General features: G+C 34.9%; 21 protein-coding genes. 4 read left to right on the forward strand and 17 right to left on the reverse strand.

Annotated features, from left to right (window positions below):
• Window positions 1-30: 30 nt before the first annotated feature.
• A complete protein-coding gene (gene rpsA / locus BST93_RS08225) occupies window positions 31-1878 on the reverse strand; it encodes a 30S ribosomal protein S1 (RefSeq protein WP_042278534.1) in 1848 nt (615 codons plus the stop codon).
• 228 nt (window positions 1879-2106) lie between these two features.
• On the opposite strand from rpsA, the gene BST93_RS08230 reads away from it, so the two are divergent.
• Both BST93_RS08230 and BST93_RS08235 read left to right on the forward strand, forming a co-directional pair.
• Window positions 2107-2646, forward strand: a complete 540-nt coding sequence (locus BST93_RS08230; RefSeq protein WP_042278535.1) for a hypothetical protein — start codon at window positions 2107-2109, stop codon at window positions 2644-2646.
• Window positions 2647-2710: 64 nt separating this feature from the next.
• Window positions 2711-3226, forward strand: coding sequence for a hypothetical protein (locus BST93_RS08235; RefSeq protein ID WP_105018779.1), 516 nt, complete (start codon window positions 2711-2713; stop codon window positions 3224-3226).
• Between the two features lie 68 nt (window positions 3227-3294).
• Here the strand turns inward: BST93_RS08235 and BST93_RS14650 are convergent, their stop codons facing one another.
• Together BST93_RS14650 and BST93_RS08245 are read right to left on the reverse strand one after the other, a co-directional pair.
• On the reverse strand, window positions 3295-5316 hold the full coding sequence (locus tag BST93_RS14650; RefSeq protein ID WP_105018780.1) for an endonuclease: 2022 nt from the start codon (window positions 5314-5316) through the stop codon (window positions 3295-3297).
• Between the two features lies 1 nt (window position 5317).
• Window positions 5318-6529, reverse strand: coding sequence for an RsmB/NOP family class I SAM-dependent RNA methyltransferase (locus BST93_RS08245; RefSeq protein WP_060522754.1), 1212 nt, complete (start codon window positions 6527-6529; stop codon window positions 5318-5320).
• Window positions 6530-6609: 80 nt separating this feature from the next.
• Here BST93_RS08245 and BST93_RS08250 point away from each other — a divergent pair, with 80 nt between their 5' ends.
• Window positions 6610-7710, forward strand: a complete 1101-nt coding sequence (locus BST93_RS08250) for a WD40/YVTN/BNR-like repeat-containing protein (RefSeq protein WP_105018781.1) — start codon at window positions 6610-6612, stop codon at window positions 7708-7710.
• Window positions 7711-7715: 5 nt separating this feature from the next.
• Here BST93_RS08250 and BST93_RS08255 read toward each other — a convergent pair whose 3' ends face one another.
• The 8 genes from BST93_RS08255 to BST93_RS08290 all read right to left on the reverse strand — a co-directional run bounded on the left by BST93_RS08255 (window position 7716) and on the right by BST93_RS08290 (window position 16640).
• A complete protein-coding gene (locus BST93_RS08255) occupies window positions 7716-8600 on the reverse strand; it encodes a substrate-binding domain-containing protein (RefSeq protein ID WP_105018782.1) in 885 nt (294 codons plus the stop codon).
• Window positions 8601-8627: 27 nt separating this feature from the next.
• Window positions 8628-10664 carry a polyphosphate kinase 1 gene (gene ppk1, locus BST93_RS08260; RefSeq protein ID WP_105018783.1) on the reverse strand — a complete coding sequence of 679 codons (2037 nt, stop codon included), beginning with the start codon at window positions 10662-10664 and terminating at the stop codon, window positions 8628-8630.
• Between the two features lie 55 nt (window positions 10665-10719).
• The gene (locus BST93_RS08265) at window positions 10720-11580 is read right to left on the reverse strand and encodes a nucleoside phosphorylase (protein ID WP_105018784.1); all 861 of its coding nucleotides are present in this window, start codon (window positions 11578-11580) and stop codon (window positions 10720-10722) included.
• A gap of 4 nt (window positions 11581-11584) precedes the next feature.
• The gene (locus tag BST93_RS08270; protein ID WP_105018785.1) at window positions 11585-11983 is read right to left on the reverse strand and encodes a Rid family detoxifying hydrolase; all 399 of its coding nucleotides are present in this window, start codon (window positions 11981-11983) and stop codon (window positions 11585-11587) included.
• A 103-nt stretch (window positions 11984-12086) separates the two neighbouring features.
• On the reverse strand, window positions 12087-13568 hold the full coding sequence (locus BST93_RS14655; protein WP_167341813.1) for a S8 family peptidase: 1482 nt from the start codon (window positions 13566-13568) through the stop codon (window positions 12087-12089).
• Window positions 13569-13882: 314 nt separating this feature from the next.
• Window positions 13883-15049, reverse strand: a complete 1167-nt coding sequence (locus BST93_RS08280) for a peptidylprolyl isomerase (protein WP_105018786.1) — start codon at window positions 15047-15049, stop codon at window positions 13883-13885.
• A gap of 15 nt (window positions 15050-15064) precedes the next feature.
• Window positions 15065-15646 (reverse strand): gliding motility-associated peptidyl-prolyl isomerase GldI, encoded by a 582-nt coding sequence (gene gldI / locus BST93_RS08285; RefSeq protein WP_060522749.1) that lies wholly within the window; start codon window positions 15644-15646, stop codon window positions 15065-15067.
• Entirely contained in the window at window positions 15615-16640 is a 1026-nt protein-coding gene (locus BST93_RS08290; RefSeq protein WP_105018787.1) for a DHH family phosphoesterase, read from the reverse strand. Before BST93_RS08290 ends, gldI begins: the two co-directional genes overlap by 32 nt.
• A gap of 122 nt (window positions 16641-16762) precedes the next feature.
• On the opposite strand from BST93_RS08290, the gene BST93_RS08295 reads away from it, so the two are divergent.
• Window positions 16763-17182: a nucleoside-diphosphate kinase gene (locus BST93_RS08295; protein ID WP_060522747.1), complete on the forward strand. Its 420-nt coding sequence runs from the start codon at window positions 16763-16765 to the stop codon at window positions 17180-17182.
• 101 nt (window positions 17183-17283) lie between these two features.
• Here BST93_RS08295 and BST93_RS08300 read toward each other — a convergent pair whose 3' ends face one another.
• The 6 genes from BST93_RS08300 to BST93_RS08325 all read right to left on the reverse strand — a co-directional run bounded on the left by BST93_RS08300 (window position 17284) and on the right by BST93_RS08325 (window position 21401).
• Window positions 17284-18282, reverse strand: coding sequence for a hypothetical protein (locus tag BST93_RS08300; protein ID WP_105018788.1), 999 nt, complete (start codon window positions 18280-18282; stop codon window positions 17284-17286).
• A gap of 114 nt (window positions 18283-18396) precedes the next feature.
• Complete coding sequence (locus tag BST93_RS14175) at window positions 18397-18603, reverse strand: hypothetical protein (protein ID WP_105018789.1); 207 nt, start codon at window positions 18601-18603, stop codon at window positions 18397-18399.
• Window positions 18603-19184, reverse strand: a complete 582-nt coding sequence (locus tag BST93_RS08310; protein WP_105018790.1) for a Maf family nucleotide pyrophosphatase — start codon at window positions 19182-19184, stop codon at window positions 18603-18605. Before BST93_RS08310 ends, BST93_RS14175 begins: the two co-directional genes overlap by 1 nt.
• 3 nt (window positions 19185-19187) lie before the next feature.
• The gene (locus BST93_RS08315; protein WP_146104997.1) at window positions 19188-20096 is read right to left on the reverse strand and encodes a geranylgeranylglycerol-phosphate geranylgeranyltransferase; all 909 of its coding nucleotides are present in this window, start codon (window positions 20094-20096) and stop codon (window positions 19188-19190) included.
• A gap of 20 nt (window positions 20097-20116) precedes the next feature.
• Window positions 20117-20647 carry a KdsC family phosphatase gene (locus BST93_RS08320; protein WP_105018792.1) on the reverse strand — a complete coding sequence of 177 codons (531 nt, stop codon included), beginning with the start codon at window positions 20645-20647 and terminating at the stop codon, window positions 20117-20119.
• Complete coding sequence (locus BST93_RS08325; RefSeq protein WP_105018793.1) at window positions 20634-21401, reverse strand: Rossmann-like and DUF2520 domain-containing protein; 768 nt, start codon at window positions 21399-21401, stop codon at window positions 20634-20636. Before BST93_RS08325 ends, BST93_RS08320 begins: the two co-directional genes overlap by 14 nt.
• Between the last annotated feature and the right edge of the window lie 87 nt (window positions 21402-21488).

Genomic DNA, 21488 nt, shown 5'->3' on the forward strand with positions numbered 1-21488 from the left:
GTTTTCTAAACTATTTAGAATAGAGTAGGCTTAAGATTTACCTTCCATTCTGTCTTTAAGAGCTTGTAGTTTAGCATTTGCATCACCTAAAGTAGGTTTGTTTTCCTCTTGAGATTTAGCAGCAGCTTGCTTAACTATTTTAGCTTCTTCTTCTTTATGGATTACCATGTGAGATCCAACTACACGCTTGAATTCTTTGTTGAATTCTATGATTTGGATATCAGCAGTTTCCCCTTTCTTAAGACGACTTCCATCTTCTTTTTCTAGGTGACGAGAAGGAATAAATACGCTGATGTCATCATTTACATTTACAACAGCTCCTTTATCTAATACTTCGTCAATAGTTAATTCATGAGTAGTTCCTACTGCAAATTCAGTAGCATATTTATCCCATGGATTATCTTTAGTTTGCTTGTGTCCTAGTGAAAGTTTACGACCATCAACATCAAGTTCTAATACTACAACATCTAGTTTATCACCAACTGAACAGAATTCACTTGGGTGTTTGATTTTCTTAGTCCAAGAAAGGTCAGAGATGTAAATTAATCCATCAACACCTTCTTCAAGTTCTACAAATACACCAAAGTTTGTAAAGTTTCTTACAGTTCCAGTGTGACGTGAACCTACTGGGTATTTAGAAGTAATATCAGTCCATGGATCTTGAGAAAGTTGCTTCATTCCTAGAGACATCTTACGATCTTCTCTATCAATTGTAAGAACTTCAGCTTCGATTTCATCACCTACTTTAACAAAGTCGTTAGCACTTCTTAAGTGAGTAGACCATGACATTTCTGATACGTGTACAAGACCTTCAACACCTTCTTCAATCTCTACAAAAGCACCGTAATCAGCGATTACTACAACTTTACCTTTTACTTTATCACCTGGCTTGATTTTCTCAGAAAGAGCATCCCATGGATGAGCTTCAAGTTGCTTAAGACCTAATTGGATTCTTGACTTATCTTCATCAAAGTCTAAGATTACAACATTTAAAGTTTGATCTAATTCAACAACCTCTTGTGGGTGATTAATTCTTGACCAAGAAAGATCAGTAATGTGAATTAATCCATCAACACCACCTAGATCAACAAATACACCGTAAGAAGTAATGTTTTTCACAACACCTTCTAATACTTGACCTTTTTCTAGGCGAGAAATGATTTCTTTCTTCTGCTCTTCGATATCAGCTTCGATAAGAGCTTTGTGAGAAACTACTACGTTTTTGAATTCATGGTTGATTTTAACCACTTTGAATTCCATAGTTTTATCTACATACTGATCATAATCACGGATAGGTTTAACATCGATTTGAGATCCAGGAAGGAAAGCCTCAATACCGAATACGTCTACAATCATACCACCTTTAGTACGACACTTAACATAACCATTTACGATTTCACCAGTATCATGAGCTGCATTTACACGTTCCCATGCTTTGATTAATCTTGCTTTACGGTGAGATAATACTAACTGTCCAGTAGCATCTTCTCTTACGTCTACAAGTACTTCTACTTTATCACCTTCTTTTAGGTGTGGATTATAACGGAATTCGTTTAGAGAGATAGCACCTTCAGACTTTGCATTGATATCGATGATAGCGTCACGATCAGTAATTTTGATTACAGTTCCTTCGATAACATCATTATCAATAGTATCCACAAAGTTTTCAGCTACAAGCTTTTCGAATTTTTTAAGTTGCTCTTCATCAACTTTTTCAATTCCTTCACTGTAACGTTCCCAGTCAAAGTTATCTAGGAAATCTTGTGGGTTTTCTTGTTGTGGAGAAGTAGTTACTTTTTCCACACGTTCTTGAACCTGTGTATCCGTTACACCGTCTTTTGCAGCTTCAAGCTCTTGTTTTGTTGTTTCTTCAGCCATATTTGCTGATTAAAAATTTGTATTCTAGACTTGCTGGAAACTTTATAGAAACAATTTCTAGAAGGGTTGTTTTTAAATTATTGATTTCCAAGCGGTTTCCATATTCTCGCTTTGGGAGTGCAAAAATACTTCTTTTTTATTAATATACCTACTATTCAAGGAAATACAAAAATAAAATTAGTAGTTATATTTAACTAATGCTATATTTGACTGCTAAACCAATTGAAAATGAAATTTATTGTATGCCTTGTGGCACTACTACTAGGGATGAATTCGGTAGTATCACAAGAAGAATGCAAAATCGATCGTCCCGTCGAATTGTTTACTAGTAAACAATTTCTTGATTTCTTAGATATTAAGAATTACCATGTGTCAGAAATTCAGGCGCACATGTTTTGTTTGACTCAAACTGAAACCACTTTTAATTTTAATAATTATCATCTAGAAGCAAATTCAGATAATTTTTATAAAACCGATGTTTTTATTATACAGCCACAGCGTTATTTAAACTACATAACTACTGATGATAATAATTTTTCTAAATACGTTGAAAAATTTAGTCTTTTTGGAGGTGATAGATTAAAAAAGGTGGTCGATAGTACAGTAAGTTTTCCTAATACCAAAGAAAAAATTGTCGCCTTGCCATATTACTATACTTACAAATGTGATTTAGGGACCGCCGTTCTTAAATTTGGTAAAGTGTATGATAAAGGGAAAGTTGTACGCTACCTTATTAATATAACCGCAATTGAGCCAGAGAAGTTTTAAGTCCTTCTACAAGTTGTAAGTTACTTCAAATTACCAGTATCTTTGCCCGTGTAAAAAAAGAAGTATGTTCAATAAAAATATAAAGCTTGTTCTAGCTGCTGCTGTTGTAGCATGGGCGGTTTATCTCTTTACAAGAAATGAAATTCTTTCTGGTATTAGTCTTCTATTACTTGCCGGAATGTTTGTTTTACTTTATTTCAAAAATGAAATAATTGTACTTGCTTTTCTTAGATTAAGAAAACAAGACTTTGAAGGGGCAAAAAAATGGTTGGATAAAATTAAAAACCCAGAAGCAGCACTAGTCACTAAACAACAAGGTTATTATAACTATTTGAATGGATTAATGATTTCTCAAACCAACATGACTAAGGCAGAGAAGTATTTCAAAAAAGCCATTAAACTAGGGTTGAGCATGGATCAAGATCTTGCCATGGCAAAACTTAACCTTGCTGGTATAGCAATGAGTAAGAGACGCAAAAGAGAAGCTCAAATGCTATTGACTGAAGCTAAAAAATTAGACAAACATAATATGTTGACTGATCAAATAAGAATGATGAAGCAACAAATGAAACGTATCTAAATTGATACTTAAATTAAAAAAGCCTGCTATTTATAGCAGGCTTTTTTATGAATTACTTTTATGCGTTATTATCGAACGATAATTTTCTTAGTTACAGATTTATCGTTTTGTTTAATCTGTATTAAATACAGTCCTTGATTTTCAATTGTGAAATTGTTTTCTGTTCCATTCAAAACGATGCGACCAGTCATGTCAAAAACAACATAGTTCATATCCGACTTAAAGTTATCAATATTAAATGTACCATTTGTTGAAGGATTAGGATATAGTATTACATCGCCTATTTCTGAAGCAATTATTGACAATGTTACTGCATCATGCATTCCTAAATCATTAGTATCATCTGTAGGAAAGACATCCCAATCACGATTTTTATTAAAAGGAATCAAAGGTGCTTGAACATTAGATTTACGAACCAGAGTTTCATCTTTGGCAAAATCATTACTTCCAGATCCAAATGTTCCTACAATATCAATAAGATTGCCATTTAAAAACAGTCCTACAGGATCGTTACCATTAAAGTCTAGAGCACTACCGCTACTAACCAGTTGATCTGCAGCATTGACAATCGTACTGGACGCATTTCCACGAGCAATTACCCAAACATCTTGATTAGCAACAGTTCCTGATAGAGTTACCGTACCAGACCAGTTACCACCGCCATTCGCATCACGAGCAAGTGTATACCCATTTAAATCAACAGGAGCACCAGTCCAATTAGATAATTCAATTGCCTTATTATTTCCGGACCCTTCTATGTATTCACTGATAAATAATGTATTAAATACCACTCCTGTTGAAGTACATACTGTCGTTCTATTACGATCATCGGGTAAATTATCTCCATCAGTATCAATATTAGCAAAATTATTTGGGTCATCACTTAATTTGGATAATCCTCCATTTGTCCCAGTCGAATTGAAATCTGCAGTGGTTGTAAGATAATTTTCAAGTTCGCAATTGGGAGAAGAATTGATTAGATTGTTCGTTAAAACTACCACAAGTTTTCCAAACGGGTTAGTAATCGATTGCCCAGGATTCAAACTAGATACTGGCGTAACTGTGTTTTCAAAAGTCCCAACAATAGGGGTAGAGCTTAGGTTATATAAAATCGATTGGCCTATATTGTTATAGGTGTAGTCATATTCTATGCGATCACCAGCATCGATTGTAGCGTTGTTATTCGTGTCTACATAAGTATCTTCAAGAGTAACAAATAACCTTCCAGATGGAGCATTGCTTGATGTCCAAATATCAGTTATCCACGATGGATTATCGATATAGGGATTTCGATTATTTTGATGTAAATAAACATCGTTATTACGATCTATTTCCTTTTGACTTACCGGATCGGCATTATGCCAGTCTAAAAGTAAATCTACAAACCACTGTTCAAAATATTGATTTTGAGAACCATCTCTAGGGTCATTTGTGGCATTTGGACTATCCCAACTCGTATCGTTGTATTGAGCTTCATAACGAGTGGCAAAATAGAATAAAGAGCGAGCGATATCGCCTTTGAATTCATCAATTGGTTCAAACACTGTCCCAGTGAATCCTGATGTCGCACTAGGGCCTCTACGAGAACCATTTCTGTAGGTAGTAACGCCGCCACCAGAGCTGTCAACTTCTCCAAAGGGTAAGCTACCACGACCTCCATTTACAAAACCGTCAGTCGGTATTACATGGTGAGCGTCACTGCGCATGGGCTCTCTTTGGTTGAAAAATCCTTGAGGAAACAGGTGCTCGCGATTGTAACAGTCTCCTTCCTGACTATAATTACCACATTGCTCATTTGTATTTCCATTAAAATTATATGGATCTGCACCGGTAGGGTTTTCAGAATACATATCTAATATGGTACCAGTTTGCGTCCCGTTATCGTAGTATTCATCATTGTCAGATGTAAGATATAAAGTATGTAATGCGCCATATCCTTGGTTATTATAACCATTGGAAATAATGTTGCTCAATTCGGTTTTTAACGCATATCCTGTGAGCCCATTGGCACTGTTGTAGTAGTTTGCTGGTGGTTGCGCTTTCGCGAAAGCGAAACATCCAATAACTATATAGAATAAAATTGTTCTCATATTATTTTTTACTAAGTCTTGCCATGTAAAATCCGTCAAAACCATCAAGGTGTGCGAATAGGCTTTTTTCTTCTTCAAGCTCAAATTCTTTACCAATTTCTGATTCTAGAAATGTTTTTACTTGATCTTGATTTTCTGAAGGTAAAATGGAGCAAGTTGCGTAAACTAGCTTTCCACCTGATTTAAGTACTTTAGAGTAAGATTGTAAAATTTCTTGTTGAGTATTTTGAATCGTTTCTAAAAATTGAGGTTCAAGTTTCCATTTTGCATCCGGATTACGACGTAAAACACCTAATCCACTACATGGAGCATCAATAAGTATACGATCCATTTTTCCATGAAGTTTTTTGATCACTTTAGTCGTATCGATTAATCGGGTCTCTATGTTATGTGCTCCAGCTCTACGTGCTCTGCGTTTCAATTCTTTTAACTTACTAGAATAAATATCAGTCGCAATTATTTGACCTTTATTTTGTGTGAGCGCAGCAAGATGTAATGTTTTTCCACCAGCACCAGCGCAAGCATCTAGAATTCTCATTCCTGGTTCTACCTGTAAAAATGGTGCTATTTTTTGACTACCTGCATCTTGGACTTCAAATAGGCCATCTTGAAATTCTGGAAGACTAAAAACATTAGCTCTTTCCCTTAAAACTAAAGCATTAGGGAATTCTGGTGAAATATCAGTAGCGATGTCGTGAGCAACTAATTTTTCTTTTAAGGTGTTGATATCAGTTTTTAATTCATTGACTCTTAATACTACGTTTGCTTGTTCATTAAGCGCGTGCAGTTCTTTTTCCCAAAAGGACTCTTCTAATTGATTAAGAGCAAGCTCATCCATCCAGTTGGGAATAGATTCACGCATTACTCTTTTTTTTCTTAATTCGTCAAAACGACCTTTAATTCTTCTTACGGGTGTATTATAGTATTCTTCCCAAGCAGGTAAATCATGTCCCTTTAAAATAATCCAAACACTTGTAAGTCTCCACAAGTCTTGAGGCTTAAAAGGTTCTTGAACGTCAGCGATAGCGCTATATAATCGTTTGTATCGCACAATGTCATATGTAGTTTCTGCGATGAATGCACGATCCCTGGAACCCCATCGAGTATCTTTTTTTAAAATCTTTTGTATGGCTTGATCTGCATACTTGCCATCATTAAAAATATTATGTAACGCTTGAGTAGTTGCAACTACTAGGTTGTGGTGAAATCTCATTTTGCAAAATTACTATTATCCTTATTCAAATTAGCTTGTCTTAACTTATTTTTACTCACACAACCTATTATATCTATAAAATGAAATATTTTTCAACCATCATCGCCTTAATTTTTATTGTGTCGCTGTTAGGCTGCAAACAGAATATGAATGATGAGAACTCTATTACAAGCGAGAATTCGATTGGAGCTGTCACAGCAATCGAAATTAATAACTTGGTAACAGATTCTATTAGCATAAGGGCACTAGAATACGGTGATGGTAAGTACTGGTATGGTGGAAGTAAAGGTAACTACGGTTCCATCGACCCTAAAGACTTAAGCATCGATAAAGGTATTATCAAGGTCAATGATTCGTTAGATGTTCAATTCAGATCTATAGCTGTTACTAATCAATATACCTACATTTTAAGTGCTGGTAGTCCAGCGTTGTTATATAGAATAACACATGCAAATGATAATATTGAACTTCTTCTATCACAATCTGGTGACGATGTTTTTTATGATAGTATGAAGTTTTGGGATGATGAAGAAGGTATAATAATGGGTGATCCTCAAGGTGAGGATGAGTTTGATCGTTGTATAGCCATTCTTAAAACGGAAAATGGTGGTAAAGAGTTTGGACAGTTGGATTGCTTTAAATTACCAGATTATATAGATGGTGAGGCAGGTTTTGCAGCGAGTAACTCAAATATGAAAATTTTAAATGACCATGTTTGGATTGCTACTGGTGGCAAAGCAGCAAGAGTGTTGTACAGTTATGACAGAGGAGTTAATTGGGAAGAATATCAAACACCCATTATTGCCGGAAGTCAGATGACTGGAATATTTGCAATGGACTTTTATGATGAAAAAACCGGTGTGGTTATAGGTGGAGATTGGGAAAACCCTGAAGACAACAAATACAATAAGGCTATAACTAAAAATGGTGGTCGCAGCTGGAAACTTCTGTCTTCTGGTGATGGACCAGGATATTGTAGTGACATACAGTTTGTTCCAAATACACAAGGAAATGAACTACTAGCCACGGGCTCACAAGGTATTTGGTGGAGTGGAGATCAAGGCACTACTTGGAGAAAACTTACTGATGATGGTTATTACACGGCAAGCATGATTAATCAAAATGAAGGAATACTAGCTGGTAATGGGAAAATATCTAGTTTTAAGCTTAAAAGAAAATAGTTGGATTAATCTTCCATCTCTTGTTCATACTTTGGAAGATCTTTGATAAGCTCTTCTAATTTCACTTCTTTATCAATAATTCCTACTGCTGTAAATTCTTCTAATATGGTATCTACGGTAGTATCCCATAGTTGATCGTCACTATATTCGGTACGTAGCATCCATTGTTGAACATCTCCTACTTGTAAATCGTAATGAGCAGCAATAGTACGATCTATACTCGGAATCAATTTAAAGTCGGCAGTGTATGTGTTTATCACATAAAGCATTTTGCTTAACGCTTCCTCTTTTTCTTTGATACTTTCTTCTCTTGCTGCAATAACAAAACTAGGCCATGGAGTTGCTATGGTTTCCAATCTTTTAAAAACGCCTTTATCTACTAATGGTTGAGTCATATATCGCTCCCATAAAAATAATTGAGCTTTATTGTTAGATAGAGCTTCAACAGCGCCGTCCAAGGTATGAACAAGTTCAAAGTCTAACTCGGTAGTATCCCATCCGTGTTTTTTGGCCATGAGATAGCTCATAAGGTGTGAGCCACTGCCGTAACGACTTATCGCTATTTTACCATCCTCCAACTGTCTAGTGTTATTCGCTTCTATGGTACCAGGAGCATGAACACCCCATAATAATGGAGTTTGGACATAAACTTGAAGAATTTTTGAAGGGTTTCCAGCGATTATGTCCTTTACAATACCATCGGTGAGTATACATGCCACGTCTAGTTCATCGTCTCGCAGCATTTTACTCATTCTTCCCGTTCCTTCAGGAATATCTTGCCATTGTAAATCCAAGCCTACTTTTTCAAAGGCTTTGTCCTCTATTGCTAAGTGCCAAGGTAAATTAAAATGTTCTGGTACTCCGCCTATTCGTATGGTAGTCTTCTTCATAGAAGAAACAAATATACTTTAGAAAAATTAGGAATGAAGTTTTTTTAAGTATTCTCTTATTTCTGTTTGAGAATTTACAACATCTTGTTTCTCAGACTTTCTGAAATTGTTAGATTCACTTTGATCGTGAATTCTAGCCTTATCTGTGTCATTTAATTGAAGGGTTAAAATTGTGTTTAATTCTTCATAAATTCTCTCGTCATAAATTGGAACAAGAACTTCTATTCTACGATCTAAATTACGCGTCATCCAGTCGGCGCTACCAATAAATATTTTGGGATTTCCAGCATTATTAAATTTATAAATACGACCGTGTTCCAAATAGGTATCTACAATGGAATAACAAGTAATATTTTCACTTAAGTTTTTGAGACCTGGGATTAAACAACTAAAACCTCTAACTAACAAAGTAATAATAACTCCTGCTTGACTTGCTTTATACAGTAATTCTATGATTCTAGGATCTTCTAATTGATTCATCTTTGCCCAAATAGCAGCTGGTTTACCTAATTGCGCTTCATCAATTTCAGCTCTTATAAGATCTTCAAATGTTTGTCGAGTATTGTAAGGACTTACTAATAGGTGTTTAGGTTTGGGGATAATTAAATCACCTTCCAATACTTTAAATACCTGATATAAATCTTTTGTTATAGGTTTATGAGAAGTAAAAAGTCCGTGATCGCAGTAAACCTTAGCTGTTTTAGAATTAAAATTACCGGTTCCTATGTAAGCATATCTCTTCTTTTCACCATCAATGCGTTTTTGAATAAGTAAAGCTTTACTATGAACTTTAATATTAGGAAAACTCCATATGACACGAGCTCCTTTTTCTTCTAATATTTGGCCCCATTTAATATTGTTTTTTTCATCAAACCTAGCCTTTGCTTCAACAAAAACTACGACCTCTATTTCGTTCTCAACAGCTTCTAAAAGAGCTTGCACTAATTTTGAATCGTCGGCAACTCGATATAGAGATATTTTAATAAACTCTGTTGTATTATCATTTGCAGCTTGATTGACTAGGTTAGAGACATAATCAAAACTCATGAATGGAGTGTGAATGAGTTGGTCCTGTTTATCTATTAAAGCAAAATAGTCCTCGTTGCTTTCAAATTCTTTGTGTTCTATTTCCTTTTTAGGTTCGAGATAAAGATCTGGATTATCGAATGGTTTTGGGAAACTAAAGAAGTCATCAAAGTTATGATAAATACCACCTTTAACTAGATCAATTTTACTCAAATCAAGACTTTTGCGCACATTCTTAATTACTTTGTCAGGAATGCTATCATCATAAAGTAGGCGAGTAGGTTCTCCAATATTACGTTGTTCTAGACTCTTGTAGATTTTTTCTGCTAGAGTTCCTTCGGCGAAATCTTCCACATAAAGCTCGGCATCACGACTTAATTTAATACTGTAATAACCAGTTATTTCGTTTGAAAAAAAACGATCTAATTGAAGTTTAATAATATCGTCTATAAACGCAATGTGTGCATGATGATTATCTTTAACTAGGGTTATAAATCGACCAGAATCCTTAGGTATTTTTACAAGGCCATACTTATCTTTATCATTAAATGTAACTAATAAGTATAATCTTTGATTTTCTAGAAAAATGTTACTTTGTGTTCCTGCGTTGATGTAACTGATATCTAGATTATCCTCGTAATGTTCTTTAAACCATTTGTCTGCCAGTAACTTGTGATCGTTTTTTAAACTAATTTCATCGTGTAGATAAATACCATAATCCTCTAATTCTGGCTTAATACTTTCGTGGAATATAGTACCTAAAAAATGCTGTTGCTCTTGGACTTTGGCCAATATTTCTTTTACCAGTTTGGTTGGTTTGGTCTCTAATTTTTTTCGGTACTTTTTTCTTACCTTTTTAAGTTGTCGTAATTGAGAAATACGTACTCTAAAGAACTCATCCAGATTTGATGAGAAAATGGCCATGAATTTAATACGCTCATAAACAGGTAAGTGATCATTGGCTGCTTCTTGGAGCACTCTGTGATTAAAACTTAACCAATTAAGATCTCTATGTCGGTAAGGAAAATCGTATTTCATACAGCTCGTAAATTTAAAAACGAGCTGTGTTTAATTCTGTTATTGTTAGGTTAACTTAACTTAAACAATTAAGTGTAAAGCTAATAAGTTTTTCAACGGTCGCAGCTGGTTGTTCAGAAAAAGAACCTGTAGCTCGATTAGCAAGTATAGCATTTAATGAAACTGCTCTATGACCTAGTAGATTTGCCATGGCATATATTCCAGCGGTCTCCATTTCTAGATTTGTAATGCGCTGGTTGTCATGGTTAAATCCTGCTAATTGCTCGTTGAGTTCCTCAAAAGCTGGTTTCAATCTTATAGTTCTACTTTGTGGACCATAAAATCCTACATTGGTTACCGTATTACCATTGATCATTTCTACAGTTTGAAATTTTCTCGCTAGATCTGGATTACAATGTATTACATAAGGATTACTGTGATTGTCGTTGCGCGGTATTTGTTGAGAAATCGCTTTCGCGAAAGCGGAATCACCACCATCATTTTGATACCAGTGATACAGACTGTCAAAACCGATTCCTCGTTGAGAAAGTACAAATGAGTCAACAGGAATATCAGGTTGTATGGCACCCGAAGTTCCCACACGAATAATGTCCAAGGAAGTAAGTTTCTTTTTTATTTTACGCGTTTTAAAATCAACATTCACTAAGGCATCCAATTCATTAAAAACGATGTCTATGTTATCCGTTCCAATTCCTGTACTTATAACGCTTATGCGTTTGTTGCGGTATAAACCTGTATGAGTATGAAATTCTCGTTTTGCTACTCTAGTGTCTATTACATCAAAATGTTTGGAAACTTCACTTACACGTTCTGGATCACCAACAGTAATTATGGTAGAAGCTAGTTGTTCTGGCAATAAATTGAGGTGGTAAATACTACCATCATCATTTAGAATAAGTTCTGAGGATTCTAACATGGGATTAAGGCATTTTCTTTGCGATAAATGAAATTTCTACGTTTACGTATTTAGGAAGGTTAGCTACTTCTACTGTTTCTCTGGCAGGAGCTGTTTTATCATCAAAATACGATCCGTACACTTCGTTTACAGTAGCAAAATTTTTCATATCACTCAAAAAAATAGTTGCTTTAATAACATCTTCAAAATTCATATCTGCCTGCTCTAATAAGCTTTCTAGATGTTTCATTACAAGATGTGTTTCTTCTTTTAAATCATCTATTTTAAGTTCGCCGCTTTCTGGATCCATCGCAATTTGACCACTTGTATATAAAGTGTTTTCAAAAGCGTTTACATAGTGTATAGCTTGGTTGTATGGACCAATTGGTGCAGGGGCATTTTTAGTATAAATAATTCTTTTCATAGCAGGTTATTAGAATTGACGTAAAGATACTATCAACAGTCTGATAATAAAAAAAACGACCGCTTTTAAGCAGTCGTTTTCATTTATTAATTCTAAGAGGATTCTATTGAACGGCTTGTAAGGCGTCAATATTACCGTAACCATAACTAGAATTACGGTTAGGGTAGAAGTGAGCACTTTGTTTGAGTTTGTTAAGCACTTGAGTTTTTGTCCATGATGGGTTTTTACTCCAAACTAGTGCTGCAATTCCTGCTGTAGTAGCTGTCGCTACACTTGAACCGCCTACGTATTTTTGTTGACCTGTATTAAAGCCTAAAACAGGAACAGTTCTATTGCTATTACTAGCACGCTGCATGGTTACGGTAAAATCAATTTTAGAACCACTATGGCATACATCACAACGGTTGTAGCCATTATCTTTTATACCAGTTACTGCAACTGTCTCACTCATAGAAGCAGGAAAAATTACCCCATACCAATTGGTAAAAGATGTTGAAGTTCCACCTGCAGCAAAAATTAATTTCCCACGACTATTAGCATATCGTACAGCATCTTTAATGTTACCGATACTCCAAACATAACCTATACTCATAGATATGATTTTAACATCACTACGGTTACCTAGAGTTCGTAACGCCTCACTTACACCTTTGCGCTCGTGGTAGTCATTAAGTACTACGTCTTCTGTACTGCGGTAAACTACAAGATTAGAATTATAAGCCACTCCTACTGGTAACTTATCATTATTTCTAGGAGCAGCAGCAACGCTAGCCATTTGAGATCCATGTCCACAACGATCATTTGGCCCATCAACATTATTACTCCACCACCAAGAAGAGTCTATGAAGTTACCGTATCGTTGTACATTTCTACCAGTCGAAGCTCCATCATTAAACCCAGCGTTCATTAGATAGTTATTTGGAGTAAGACCTGTGTCAATTACAGCCAGGGTTACACCAGATCCTGTGCTGTAGTTCCAGGCATCGTCAATGTTGTGAATATTGAAATTCCATGGCATTCTTGCTCCTGGACTTATGTTTGTATAATCAGCGGTATTGATGTTATCAGGACTTTGGTTGCATCCGCTATTCGATTTTTGTTCTCCTGCCATTTCATAGGAGTAACCTATAGGATCAATATATCTAATGCCTTGTAAATTTTGAAGCGCTTGAATGGTTTCAATTCTAGTAACCGATACTTCCAATTGATAGAAAAAATCGTGATCATCAATAAGTACTTCCTTTTCAGTTAAGGATTCTTTGTCTGCAACTATTTCTAGGATTTGATTTTTAAGGTCGTTAATTTCATTGCTTTTGGTTTCAGCAAAGTAATCATCATCGGTTCCATACCCTATATTAAGCATCATGTCTCCATTCACAGCTGCACTCCATAGAATTTGGGCAGGAGCGTTTGTCCAATCTACATCACCTGTTTCTTGAAGTTGTTGATCTACGTATTTGTTGATTTGTTCAGGAGAAAGCAATTCCTTTTGTTGGGAGCTGTCGCTATTATTGCCTTCGGTTAAATCATCACTACAAGAGTAGAGAATAAATACAGCTATCGCTGCGGTTAAGAGTTTTTTCATGGTTAAAATTTTAAGGGTGATTAAAAATAGGAAGGTTTTATCTATAAATCACGCTTGCTTTTCAAATAATTAGATGTAGTTATTTAATAATTGTTAACATGTTCATAATTGTCAATAAAAACAATCAACAAATCACATATGTTAAAAAATTAACATTTCGATCTCTTTATGTTAGATAATCCTTGAACGTACCTCTTGTTCGCTTTAAAGTATTGTGGTTATTGTTAGAAGGTTAGTTTTACATTTTGTTAATTAAACGGTATAAAAAAAGCCACCTGGAAAGGTGGCTTTTAATTGTTGATAATTTTCTATTATTATTCGACTGGCAGCAGCTCTAATTCGAAAATCAAATCTGAATTAGCAGGAATTGGACCACGGGCTTGATCACCATAAGCCAATTCTGAAGGAATGAACGCTACAATTTTTTCTCCGTAACTCATACTAGCTATTGCATTTCTAAAACCAGAAACCAATTGCATTTTTTGAGGATCAAATGCCATTTGAATAGGCTTGTAAAAACCACCACGATCTTTACCTAGATTGTAAGCATTAAACTTTAAGGCATACTCTTTATCACTGCTGTCAAACATTCTTCCGTTTGTTAGAAAGCCTGAATATGGAATTAAAACAGGTGTTCCTACTTCAGGTTTTGTTCCATTACCTTCTTTAACCACATAAACTTTTACGTCGCTATTAGGTAATTTTTTTGCCTTCTTTTTAAGAGCTGTAAATTCTTTTTCTTTTTCTTCAATCAATTTAGGAGCGTTTTTAGCAAGTTCTGCTATTCTTTCTTGCTCTTTACGAGCTTCCTCCATACGTTCCTGTTCTTTGTCTTTTGAAGTTTGGATATAATCGGCAATAATTTTTGAAGCATCAAATTTTTTAGCCTCTTTACCTTTTCTTATGATTTTAACAGAGTTGATTACCATATCGGTATTCGGTTTGTCACGGAAACCAGTTGGAGTGGTAGCAATAGAATCTACTACTTCTAATCCTTTAATAACCTTTCCAAATACGTTGTAGTTACCATCTAAACTAGGAGTAGGTTTGTGCATGATGAAAAATTGACTTCCATTAGTATTAGGTCCTGCATTTGCCATTGACATAATTCCTTTGGCATCATGTTTAAGTGTATCTACAATTTCCTGATCAAATTTATATCCTACGCTACCACTTCCAGTTCCGGTAGGATCACCTCCTTGGATCATAAAGTTTTCAATAACTCTATGAAAGATTAGACCGTTGTAAAATGGTTTACCTTTAAGTGAGTCTATTACTGCCGGATGATCACCTTCGGCAAGAGCGACAAAGTTTGCTACTGTTGCAGGAGTAGCGTCATGATAAAGCTTTGCAAACATGGTACCTTTAGTGGTGTTTATTTCTGCATATATTCCATCTTCTACTTCTGGATAATCATCATCACACGATGCTGCCATTAATATTAATGATAAAGCAACTAATACTACTTTTAATTTTTTCATTTACTGTTTAATTATTTAATTGTTGGGTATTTGAAATTCAATTTTGTTGTTGGAATCGTTTACGTCAATAAGTTTGATATGACTTTTAAAAGGAATATTTGTTCCTATTTTATTCTCATCACCATAATAACCATAAGCTGTGTAAGATGGGAAATAAGCAATCATAGAATCTCCTTTTTGCATTAATTTTAAAGCTTCTCTCATTCCCGTAAAAACACCATACTCTTGTTCCAGAGATTTAGTGATTGGTGATAATTCTTGAGTAGAGTAGATGGTATCGCCATTAAGAGCCAAGACATTATACTCAAAAGTGACCTTATCACCGAATTTAGGTGTAGGAGCATTGTTTTCACTTTTCTTAAACAAGCGGTAGTAAAAACCATTTTGAGAACGCAACATTGAATCGGCATTGTTTTTAATGGCCTTTTCAATAAGCATTTCTTCTTGCTCTGCTAGTTCTTTATTTCTTTCAATCGAAGATTTTAAATAAGAACTGCTTGATTTTGTTTTTGCTTTACGAGGTATCGTCTCGTTGAAACAGCTGCTTAATGTTAGACTAATTAAACTAAATAGCAGTATGTACCAGTTCTTCTTCATATTGTGGCAAGATACTAATTAATTTATCGACTGTAGCCTTCATATCTAGATCTGATTTTCCTCCAGCGGCATTTAAATGTCCACCGCCATTCCAGTGTTTTCGCGCAAGCGTATTAACATCAAAATTTCCCTTGGAACGCAATGAAGTTTTAATAATACCTTCATCAGCTTTTTGTATAAATATTTGAGCAAAAACTACATCCTTTAAACTTAATGCATAGTTTACAAATCCTTCAGTATCACCTTTCTTAAATCCATTGTCATCTAGTTCCTGTTGAGTAAGAGTAATAAAGGCTGTACGATAATTACTCAAAACGGTCATGTTATTGAGTGCAACACCTAATAATTTAAGCCTGCTTACCGAGTTTGCATCGTAAATATTGCGATTAATAGATTCAGCATCGGCACCTTTATCAACGAGTGCTGCCGCTACTCTAAGTGTAGTTGATGTTGTCGATCTATACTTAAAACTTCCTGTGTCAGTCAAAATGCCTGTATACATACTAGCAGCCATTGATGGCGTTATATACTCTACATGATCCATCATTTCAAAAAAGTGATACATCATTTGGCAGGTACTGCTCATGCCAGTATCGCTATACATATAGGTAGCATATGGATCAGGTTGCTGGTGATGATCAATCATGACAAAGCTAGCTGTTGATTCTTCAAGAATTGTTTGCATTTCACCAGTTCGGTGTAGGGCATTATGATCCAAGCTAAAAATGAGATCGGCTTCCTTTATTATGGAATCGGCAAGTTTAGAATCTTTTTCATAATTAATGATCTGTTCTGTATGTGCCATCCATTTTAGAAAATCTGGAAAGTCATTGGGTGAAATCATATGGACTTGATGATTCAATTGTACCAAGTATTCATATAGCGAGGTTATCGAACCTATTGCGTCGCCATCAGGTCCTTTATGAGGTACTATGACAATCTTTTTGGGATGTGATAACTCTTTTTTAAGCGCTGTGATTTGTTGCTCGTTCATAGCGCAAATATAAACAGTGTTGCTAGATGAGCGTAAATGACGGTCACATTAGTTTTTGTCACAATTATTAGGGTATACGTTTAAAAATGCACTACTTTTGCAGCGCATTTAAAAAAGCAAAAATGGCAACAAATAGAACATTTACCATGATTAAGCCAGATGCCGTAGAAGATGGGCATATAGGCGCTATACTTGAAAAAATTACAGCAAGCGGTTTTAGAATCGTAGCTATGAAACTTACTCAAATGACTAAAGCAGATGCTGAGGAGTTTTATGCAATCCACAGTGAGCGTCCATTCTTTGGAGAGCTTGTTGAATTTATGACGCGCGGTCCTATCGTGGCTGCTGTTCTTGAAAAGGATAATGCTGTTGCTGATTTCCGTACGTTAATTGGTGCTACTAATCCTGCTGAAGCTGCAGATGGAACCATCAGAAAAATGTTTGCTAAAAGTGTAGGTGAAAACGCTGTACATGGATCTGATAGTGATGAGAATGCTGCTATTGAAAGCGCTTTCCATTTCTCAGGTCGTGAGATGTTTTAATTAACGTTGAACACATATAATAAAATCCACTTTGTAAAAAGTGGATTTTTTTGTTTTTAAGAGTACGCTTTCGCGAAAGCGTAATTACCAACCAACGTATTTTAAAATAGCGGTTCCTCTTTTTGGGCAGTTATAAGTGCGGCTACACGATTAATTTTAATGCGCATGCGCTCAAAGAATTGTGCTCTGTCTTTTTCTCCAGAATGTACCAGTAGTTTTGAACTTTTCATTTGTTGTTCAAAGAAATTAGCTAGTCGGTCACAGGTAGGTTTGTGTTCTACCTTGAGATAGGTAAGAACGGTAAAAGGTGTAAAGAACACGCGTTCATTTTTGGTTTGAACCATAATCGTATTACTCATGGTAAGTAAATCGCTGGTATATAATTGATAGCTTGCGGTAGAATCATTATTATCGATGGCTTGAGAAATACATTGCTTTTCAACATGGTCAATAATACCGTGTAAATCCTTGCAAATTAATAAAGCATGTTTTTCGTCTAGTCTACCAGTTTCAAAATAATACAATATTTGCTGTAGAGAGCCATTTATAGTATTATCATTCCAAAATTCTGTAATATTTATGTAATCGTAGGTGCTGCCTAACTCATGGGCAGCCTTAAATAAACTACTAGGACAACGATCTAGAAACTCCGTAAAGGTCAACTTTGCCATAGAACCATTCTCGTTCAAAAATTTCAACCATACATAACATTTGTACTTTGTGATATAGGAATCTTTTAGTGTATAAAATAAAGGAATATCCTTAGCAGAATAGGTAATACTAGCGCTTTTGAGTTTTACAAGCTCCTGAATATTAGATAAGGAAACCTTAAAGTAGCTTTCTAGATCTTCAATGGTAGCAATGTGAGGAGAAACTTGCGTAAGAATACTATTTTGTTCACCGACCTCAAATAGTTTATTTAGCGATAGACGATAATGTTTTGCCAGTATAACAGCCTCATTCAGGCTTAATTTGCTCATTCCATTAACACGTCTGTATGCTGCATCATAATTAATATCAAGAATACCTGATATTTCATCCATGAGATTTTTGTGTTCAGGAATTAACTGCTTGATTTTTCTAAATAGTTGTTCTTGCATGGTCTAAAAGTACATCTTAGAACTAAATCCTATTTGTATTTTTTACAAAAAACGTAAATCTTTATTTGCGTTTTGTGAATAATCTAGATATTACTAATTGAATGTCTAACCTTTTTAAGAATCTTTCTTTTTAGAAAAATAGTTATCATAATAATATCTAATCAACTCACTAACAATTAAAATAATAAGGAAGAACAGTATTTCATTTACCCAATTTTCAAAGACAAAACGCTCTATTTGAAAATCAATGTCTGCTCCATAGAACAAACTACCGAAGATAAGTGCTAAAAGAAAAGATATAGTTAACACTACTTTATTCATTATCTGTTTTTCAAATATTCATACACTTTAGGTAATGGTAGTCCCATGACATTATAATAACAACCTTCTAACTTTTCAATCCCTGTGTATCCTATCCAATCTTGAATTCCATAAGATCCAGCCCGATCGTAAGGTTTGTAACTATGAACATAGTATTCAATTTCTTCTTTACTTAATTTTTTAAAATAAACACTAGTGCAGTCGTAGATAGTATCTTGCCTTTGAGTACTCGTAAAACATACTGAAGTAAAAACCTTGTGTTTTTTTCCACTCATGGCAGTGAGCATTTCAATGGCATGTTCAGTAGTTTTAGGTTTACCTAATGCTTGGTTGTCTAACCATACAATAGTATCACTCGTGATCAGTAGATCCTTTTCCTGTAAAATTCCGTTAAACGCCGAAGCCTTTAATTGCGCGAGGAAATTTGTAATTTGTTCCTCTTTAAAAGCTTTGTCGTAGATCTCTTCCACAGGTCTAGTTTGTATGACAAAATCAAGATCTAGTCCTTTAAGTAACTCCTGTCTTCTAGGTGATTGAGAGGCAAGAATGATATTGGTCTCTAGGTATTTTTCTTTAAGCATTTTTTACAAATTGTAATTAAGATATACAGCTATTATACCGATTACTAAAACTATTTTCATGATAGTGCTTAGTGTAGTCAACTCTTTATTGACTGTTGTTGACCACAATCTAATTGATACATACATAAGTGGTCCCATAAGACCAAAAACGATCAAGTAAATCATATACTCTTGATTTATAAAAACAGTAATTACCGAGGTTCCTAATCCTAAAACCACAAGTAAGCTAATTGAAGCGGCAATTTTAGAAGCCCTAGATCTTCCTAAAAGAATGGGTAAACTATTGCGACCAGCTACTTTATCGCCACTCACATCCACACAATCTTTAATCATTTCCCTAATTAAATTTAGCACAAAAGCTATACTTGCTATCCATACTAATTGCTGCATGATCGCAACAAATAATGCACGATTCTCTTCATTTATTACCGGAAACAGATCAAAAATCCCTGTTATCACAACAACTAATCCTACCATAAAGGATATTAGAATATTACCAACCAGCACCATTTTTTTTACCTGATTGGCATACGAGTATAATAGAAATGCAATAATGATGAATATAGAAGCTAGTACAGGTTTACCAATTCTATTGGCAAGTATAAAACCGCTTATCACTGCTATAACCGTGAGAATTACATAAAATGAAAAGGCATTTTTTTCAGTGATATGTTTTTGGACAATTATTTTATTCGGTTTATTAATCTTGTCGGTAGTCACATCCATAATATCATTGATTACGTTACCACCGGCAACTAGCATCGCAGTTGAAACAATTAAAAGAATAGCATTTGTTAAATCAAGAGCGGTACCAGTCACCATCGTATCGATAACACCATAAATAATAATACATTGACATAATATTGTAATGACTACATTAAGAGGTCTGGTAAGTAGAAAGTAATATTTCAAAATAGCTTATAACAATGATATTATGACGATACAGCTTGAACAGCTTGTGTAGCGTTCCATTTTCCTTGAACCTTCATTACTTGTTCAATAACATCACGCACACAGCTGTCACCGCCGTTACGATGTGATATGTAGTTGCAAATTGATTTAACTTCTTGAATGGCATCTTGTGGACAAGTAGCCACGCCTGCGTATTCAAGTGCTGGCAGATCTGGCATGTCATCACCCATATAAAGTATCTCTTCTGGTGTTAAATTATGTTTTACAACATATTCTCGCATTTGCACCATTTTATCACTGGCGTTAAGAAAAACATCTTCAACGCCTAATCCCATTAATCTGGATTTAACACCATCATTGCGACCACCAGTAATAATACAAACCTTATAACCATTATTGAGGGCAGTTTTAATAGCATATCCGTCTCGTGCATTCATGGTTCTTAATAACTCACCACTTTCAGAAATTAGCAATCTTCCGTCCGTAAGCACACCATCAACATCTAGGATAAAGGTTGTTACATCGTTCAATAATTCTTTATAATTCTTCATACATTTTTTTAATAGATTCTGTAATGGCTAGATACATTTTATGATCTTTTTCTGCCAGTAATTTTAAATGGGTTTCAACTGTTTCTTTATCTCCACGTTTAGCAGGTCCAGTTTGTAAATCTTTTGCCGGTTGATCAATTGTTTTTAAATAAGTTTCTTGACGCAACGCGTTGAGTAGGTCAATGGGAATATCATATTTATTCATAATTTCTTCTGCCTTAGCATAGCAATGGTTTACAAAGTTGTTAGTGTATACAGCTGCTACATGTAAATATTTACGTTGGTCAGAATTTAAGTAATTACGCTTTCGCGAAAGCGTGCTAGCCACCGTTTCTAGTATTTCCTTACTTTCATCATTGTTGTATTCCAGGCAAATGGGTATTTCATTGAAATCAACATCCCTTTGTTTAGAAAAACTTTGCGGCATATAAAAAACCCCATAGTTACTATGCTTCTTGAGTACATTCATAGAGACACTGCCTGAAGTGTGTGCAACGGTAGCGTGACTACTAAGTACACGTGACACGTTTTTTATAGTATCATCTGGGGTAGCAATAAATAGGATATCACACTCAGGTATTGTGTATAAATCTGTATATAATTTAGAATTTAATTGAGGTTCTTTTTTTTCAGAACGATTGTAATAACCTACAAGTTTAACTGTTTGTTTTTGAGTGTTTAAAGCGATTTGCTCAAATGCTTTACACAAGTGCAATCCTAAGTTTCCAGTTCCTATTACAAAAACACGTATCATAAGCGTAAAAATAAGCACTCTTCATCGACTCACAAACTATGGCAGGTCGGCTTTTGTGAAGTATCTTTGCGGCCGGTAAAATATTCC

This window comes from Nonlabens tegetincola (assembly GCF_002954355.1).
GTDB lineage: Bacteria > Bacteroidota > Bacteroidia > Flavobacteriales > Flavobacteriaceae > Nonlabens > Nonlabens tegetincola.

Excerpts from the sequence above, each read along its gene's own strand:
- rpsA (WP_042278534.1), bottom strand. The coding sequence starts at position 1,878 with ATGGCTGAAGAAACAACAAAACAAGAGCTTGAAGCTGCAAAAGACGGT.
- BST93_RS08230 (WP_042278535.1), top strand. The coding sequence starts at position 2,107 with ATGAAATTTATTGTATGCCTTGTGGCACTACTACTAGGGATGAATTCG.
- BST93_RS08235 (WP_105018779.1), top strand. The coding sequence starts at position 2,711 with ATGTTCAATAAAAATATAAAGCTTGTTCTAGCTGCTGCTGTTGTAGCA.
- BST93_RS14650 (WP_105018780.1), bottom strand. The coding sequence starts at position 5,316 with ATGAGAACAATTTTATTCTATATAGTTATTGGATGTTTCGCTTTCGCG.
- BST93_RS08245 (WP_060522754.1), bottom strand. The coding sequence starts at position 6,529 with ATGAGATTTCACCACAACCTAGTAGTTGCAACTACTCAAGCGTTACAT.
- BST93_RS08250 (WP_105018781.1), top strand. The coding sequence starts at position 6,610 with ATGAAATATTTTTCAACCATCATCGCCTTAATTTTTATTGTGTCGCTG.
- BST93_RS08255 (WP_105018782.1), bottom strand. The coding sequence starts at position 8,600 with ATGAAGAAGACTACCATACGAATAGGCGGAGTACCAGAACATTTTAAT.
- ppk1 (WP_105018783.1), bottom strand. The coding sequence starts at position 10,664 with ATGAAATACGATTTTCCTTACCGACATAGAGATCTTAATTGGTTAAGT.
- BST93_RS08265 (WP_105018784.1), bottom strand. The coding sequence starts at position 11,580 with ATGTTAGAATCCTCAGAACTTATTCTAAATGATGATGGTAGTATTTAC.
- BST93_RS08270 (WP_105018785.1), bottom strand. The coding sequence starts at position 11,983 with ATGAAAAGAATTATTTATACTAAAAATGCCCCTGCACCAATTGGTCCA.
- BST93_RS14655 (WP_167341813.1), bottom strand. The coding sequence starts at position 13,568 with ATGAAAAAACTCTTAACCGCAGCGATAGCTGTATTTATTCTCTACTCT.
- BST93_RS08280 (WP_105018786.1), bottom strand. The coding sequence starts at position 15,049 with ATGAAAAAATTAAAAGTAGTATTAGTTGCTTTATCATTAATATTAATG.
- gldI (WP_060522749.1), bottom strand. The coding sequence starts at position 15,646 with ATGAAGAAGAACTGGTACATACTGCTATTTAGTTTAATTAGTCTAACA.
- BST93_RS08290 (WP_105018787.1), bottom strand. The coding sequence starts at position 16,640 with ATGAACGAGCAACAAATCACAGCGCTTAAAAAAGAGTTATCACATCCC.
- BST93_RS08295 (WP_060522747.1), top strand. The coding sequence starts at position 16,763 with ATGGCAACAAATAGAACATTTACCATGATTAAGCCAGATGCCGTAGAA.
- BST93_RS08300 (WP_105018788.1), bottom strand. The coding sequence starts at position 18,282 with ATGCAAGAACAACTATTTAGAAAAATCAAGCAGTTAATTCCTGAACAC.
- BST93_RS14175 (WP_105018789.1), bottom strand. The coding sequence starts at position 18,603 with ATGAATAAAGTAGTGTTAACTATATCTTTTCTTTTAGCACTTATCTTC.
- BST93_RS08310 (WP_105018790.1), bottom strand. The coding sequence starts at position 19,184 with ATGCTTAAAGAAAAATACCTAGAGACCAATATCATTCTTGCCTCTCAA.
- BST93_RS08320 (WP_105018792.1), bottom strand. The coding sequence starts at position 20,647 with ATGAAGAATTATAAAGAATTATTGAACGATGTAACAACCTTTATCCTA.
- BST93_RS08325 (WP_105018793.1), bottom strand. The coding sequence starts at position 21,401 with ATGATACGTGTTTTTGTAATAGGAACTGGAAACTTAGGATTGCACTTG.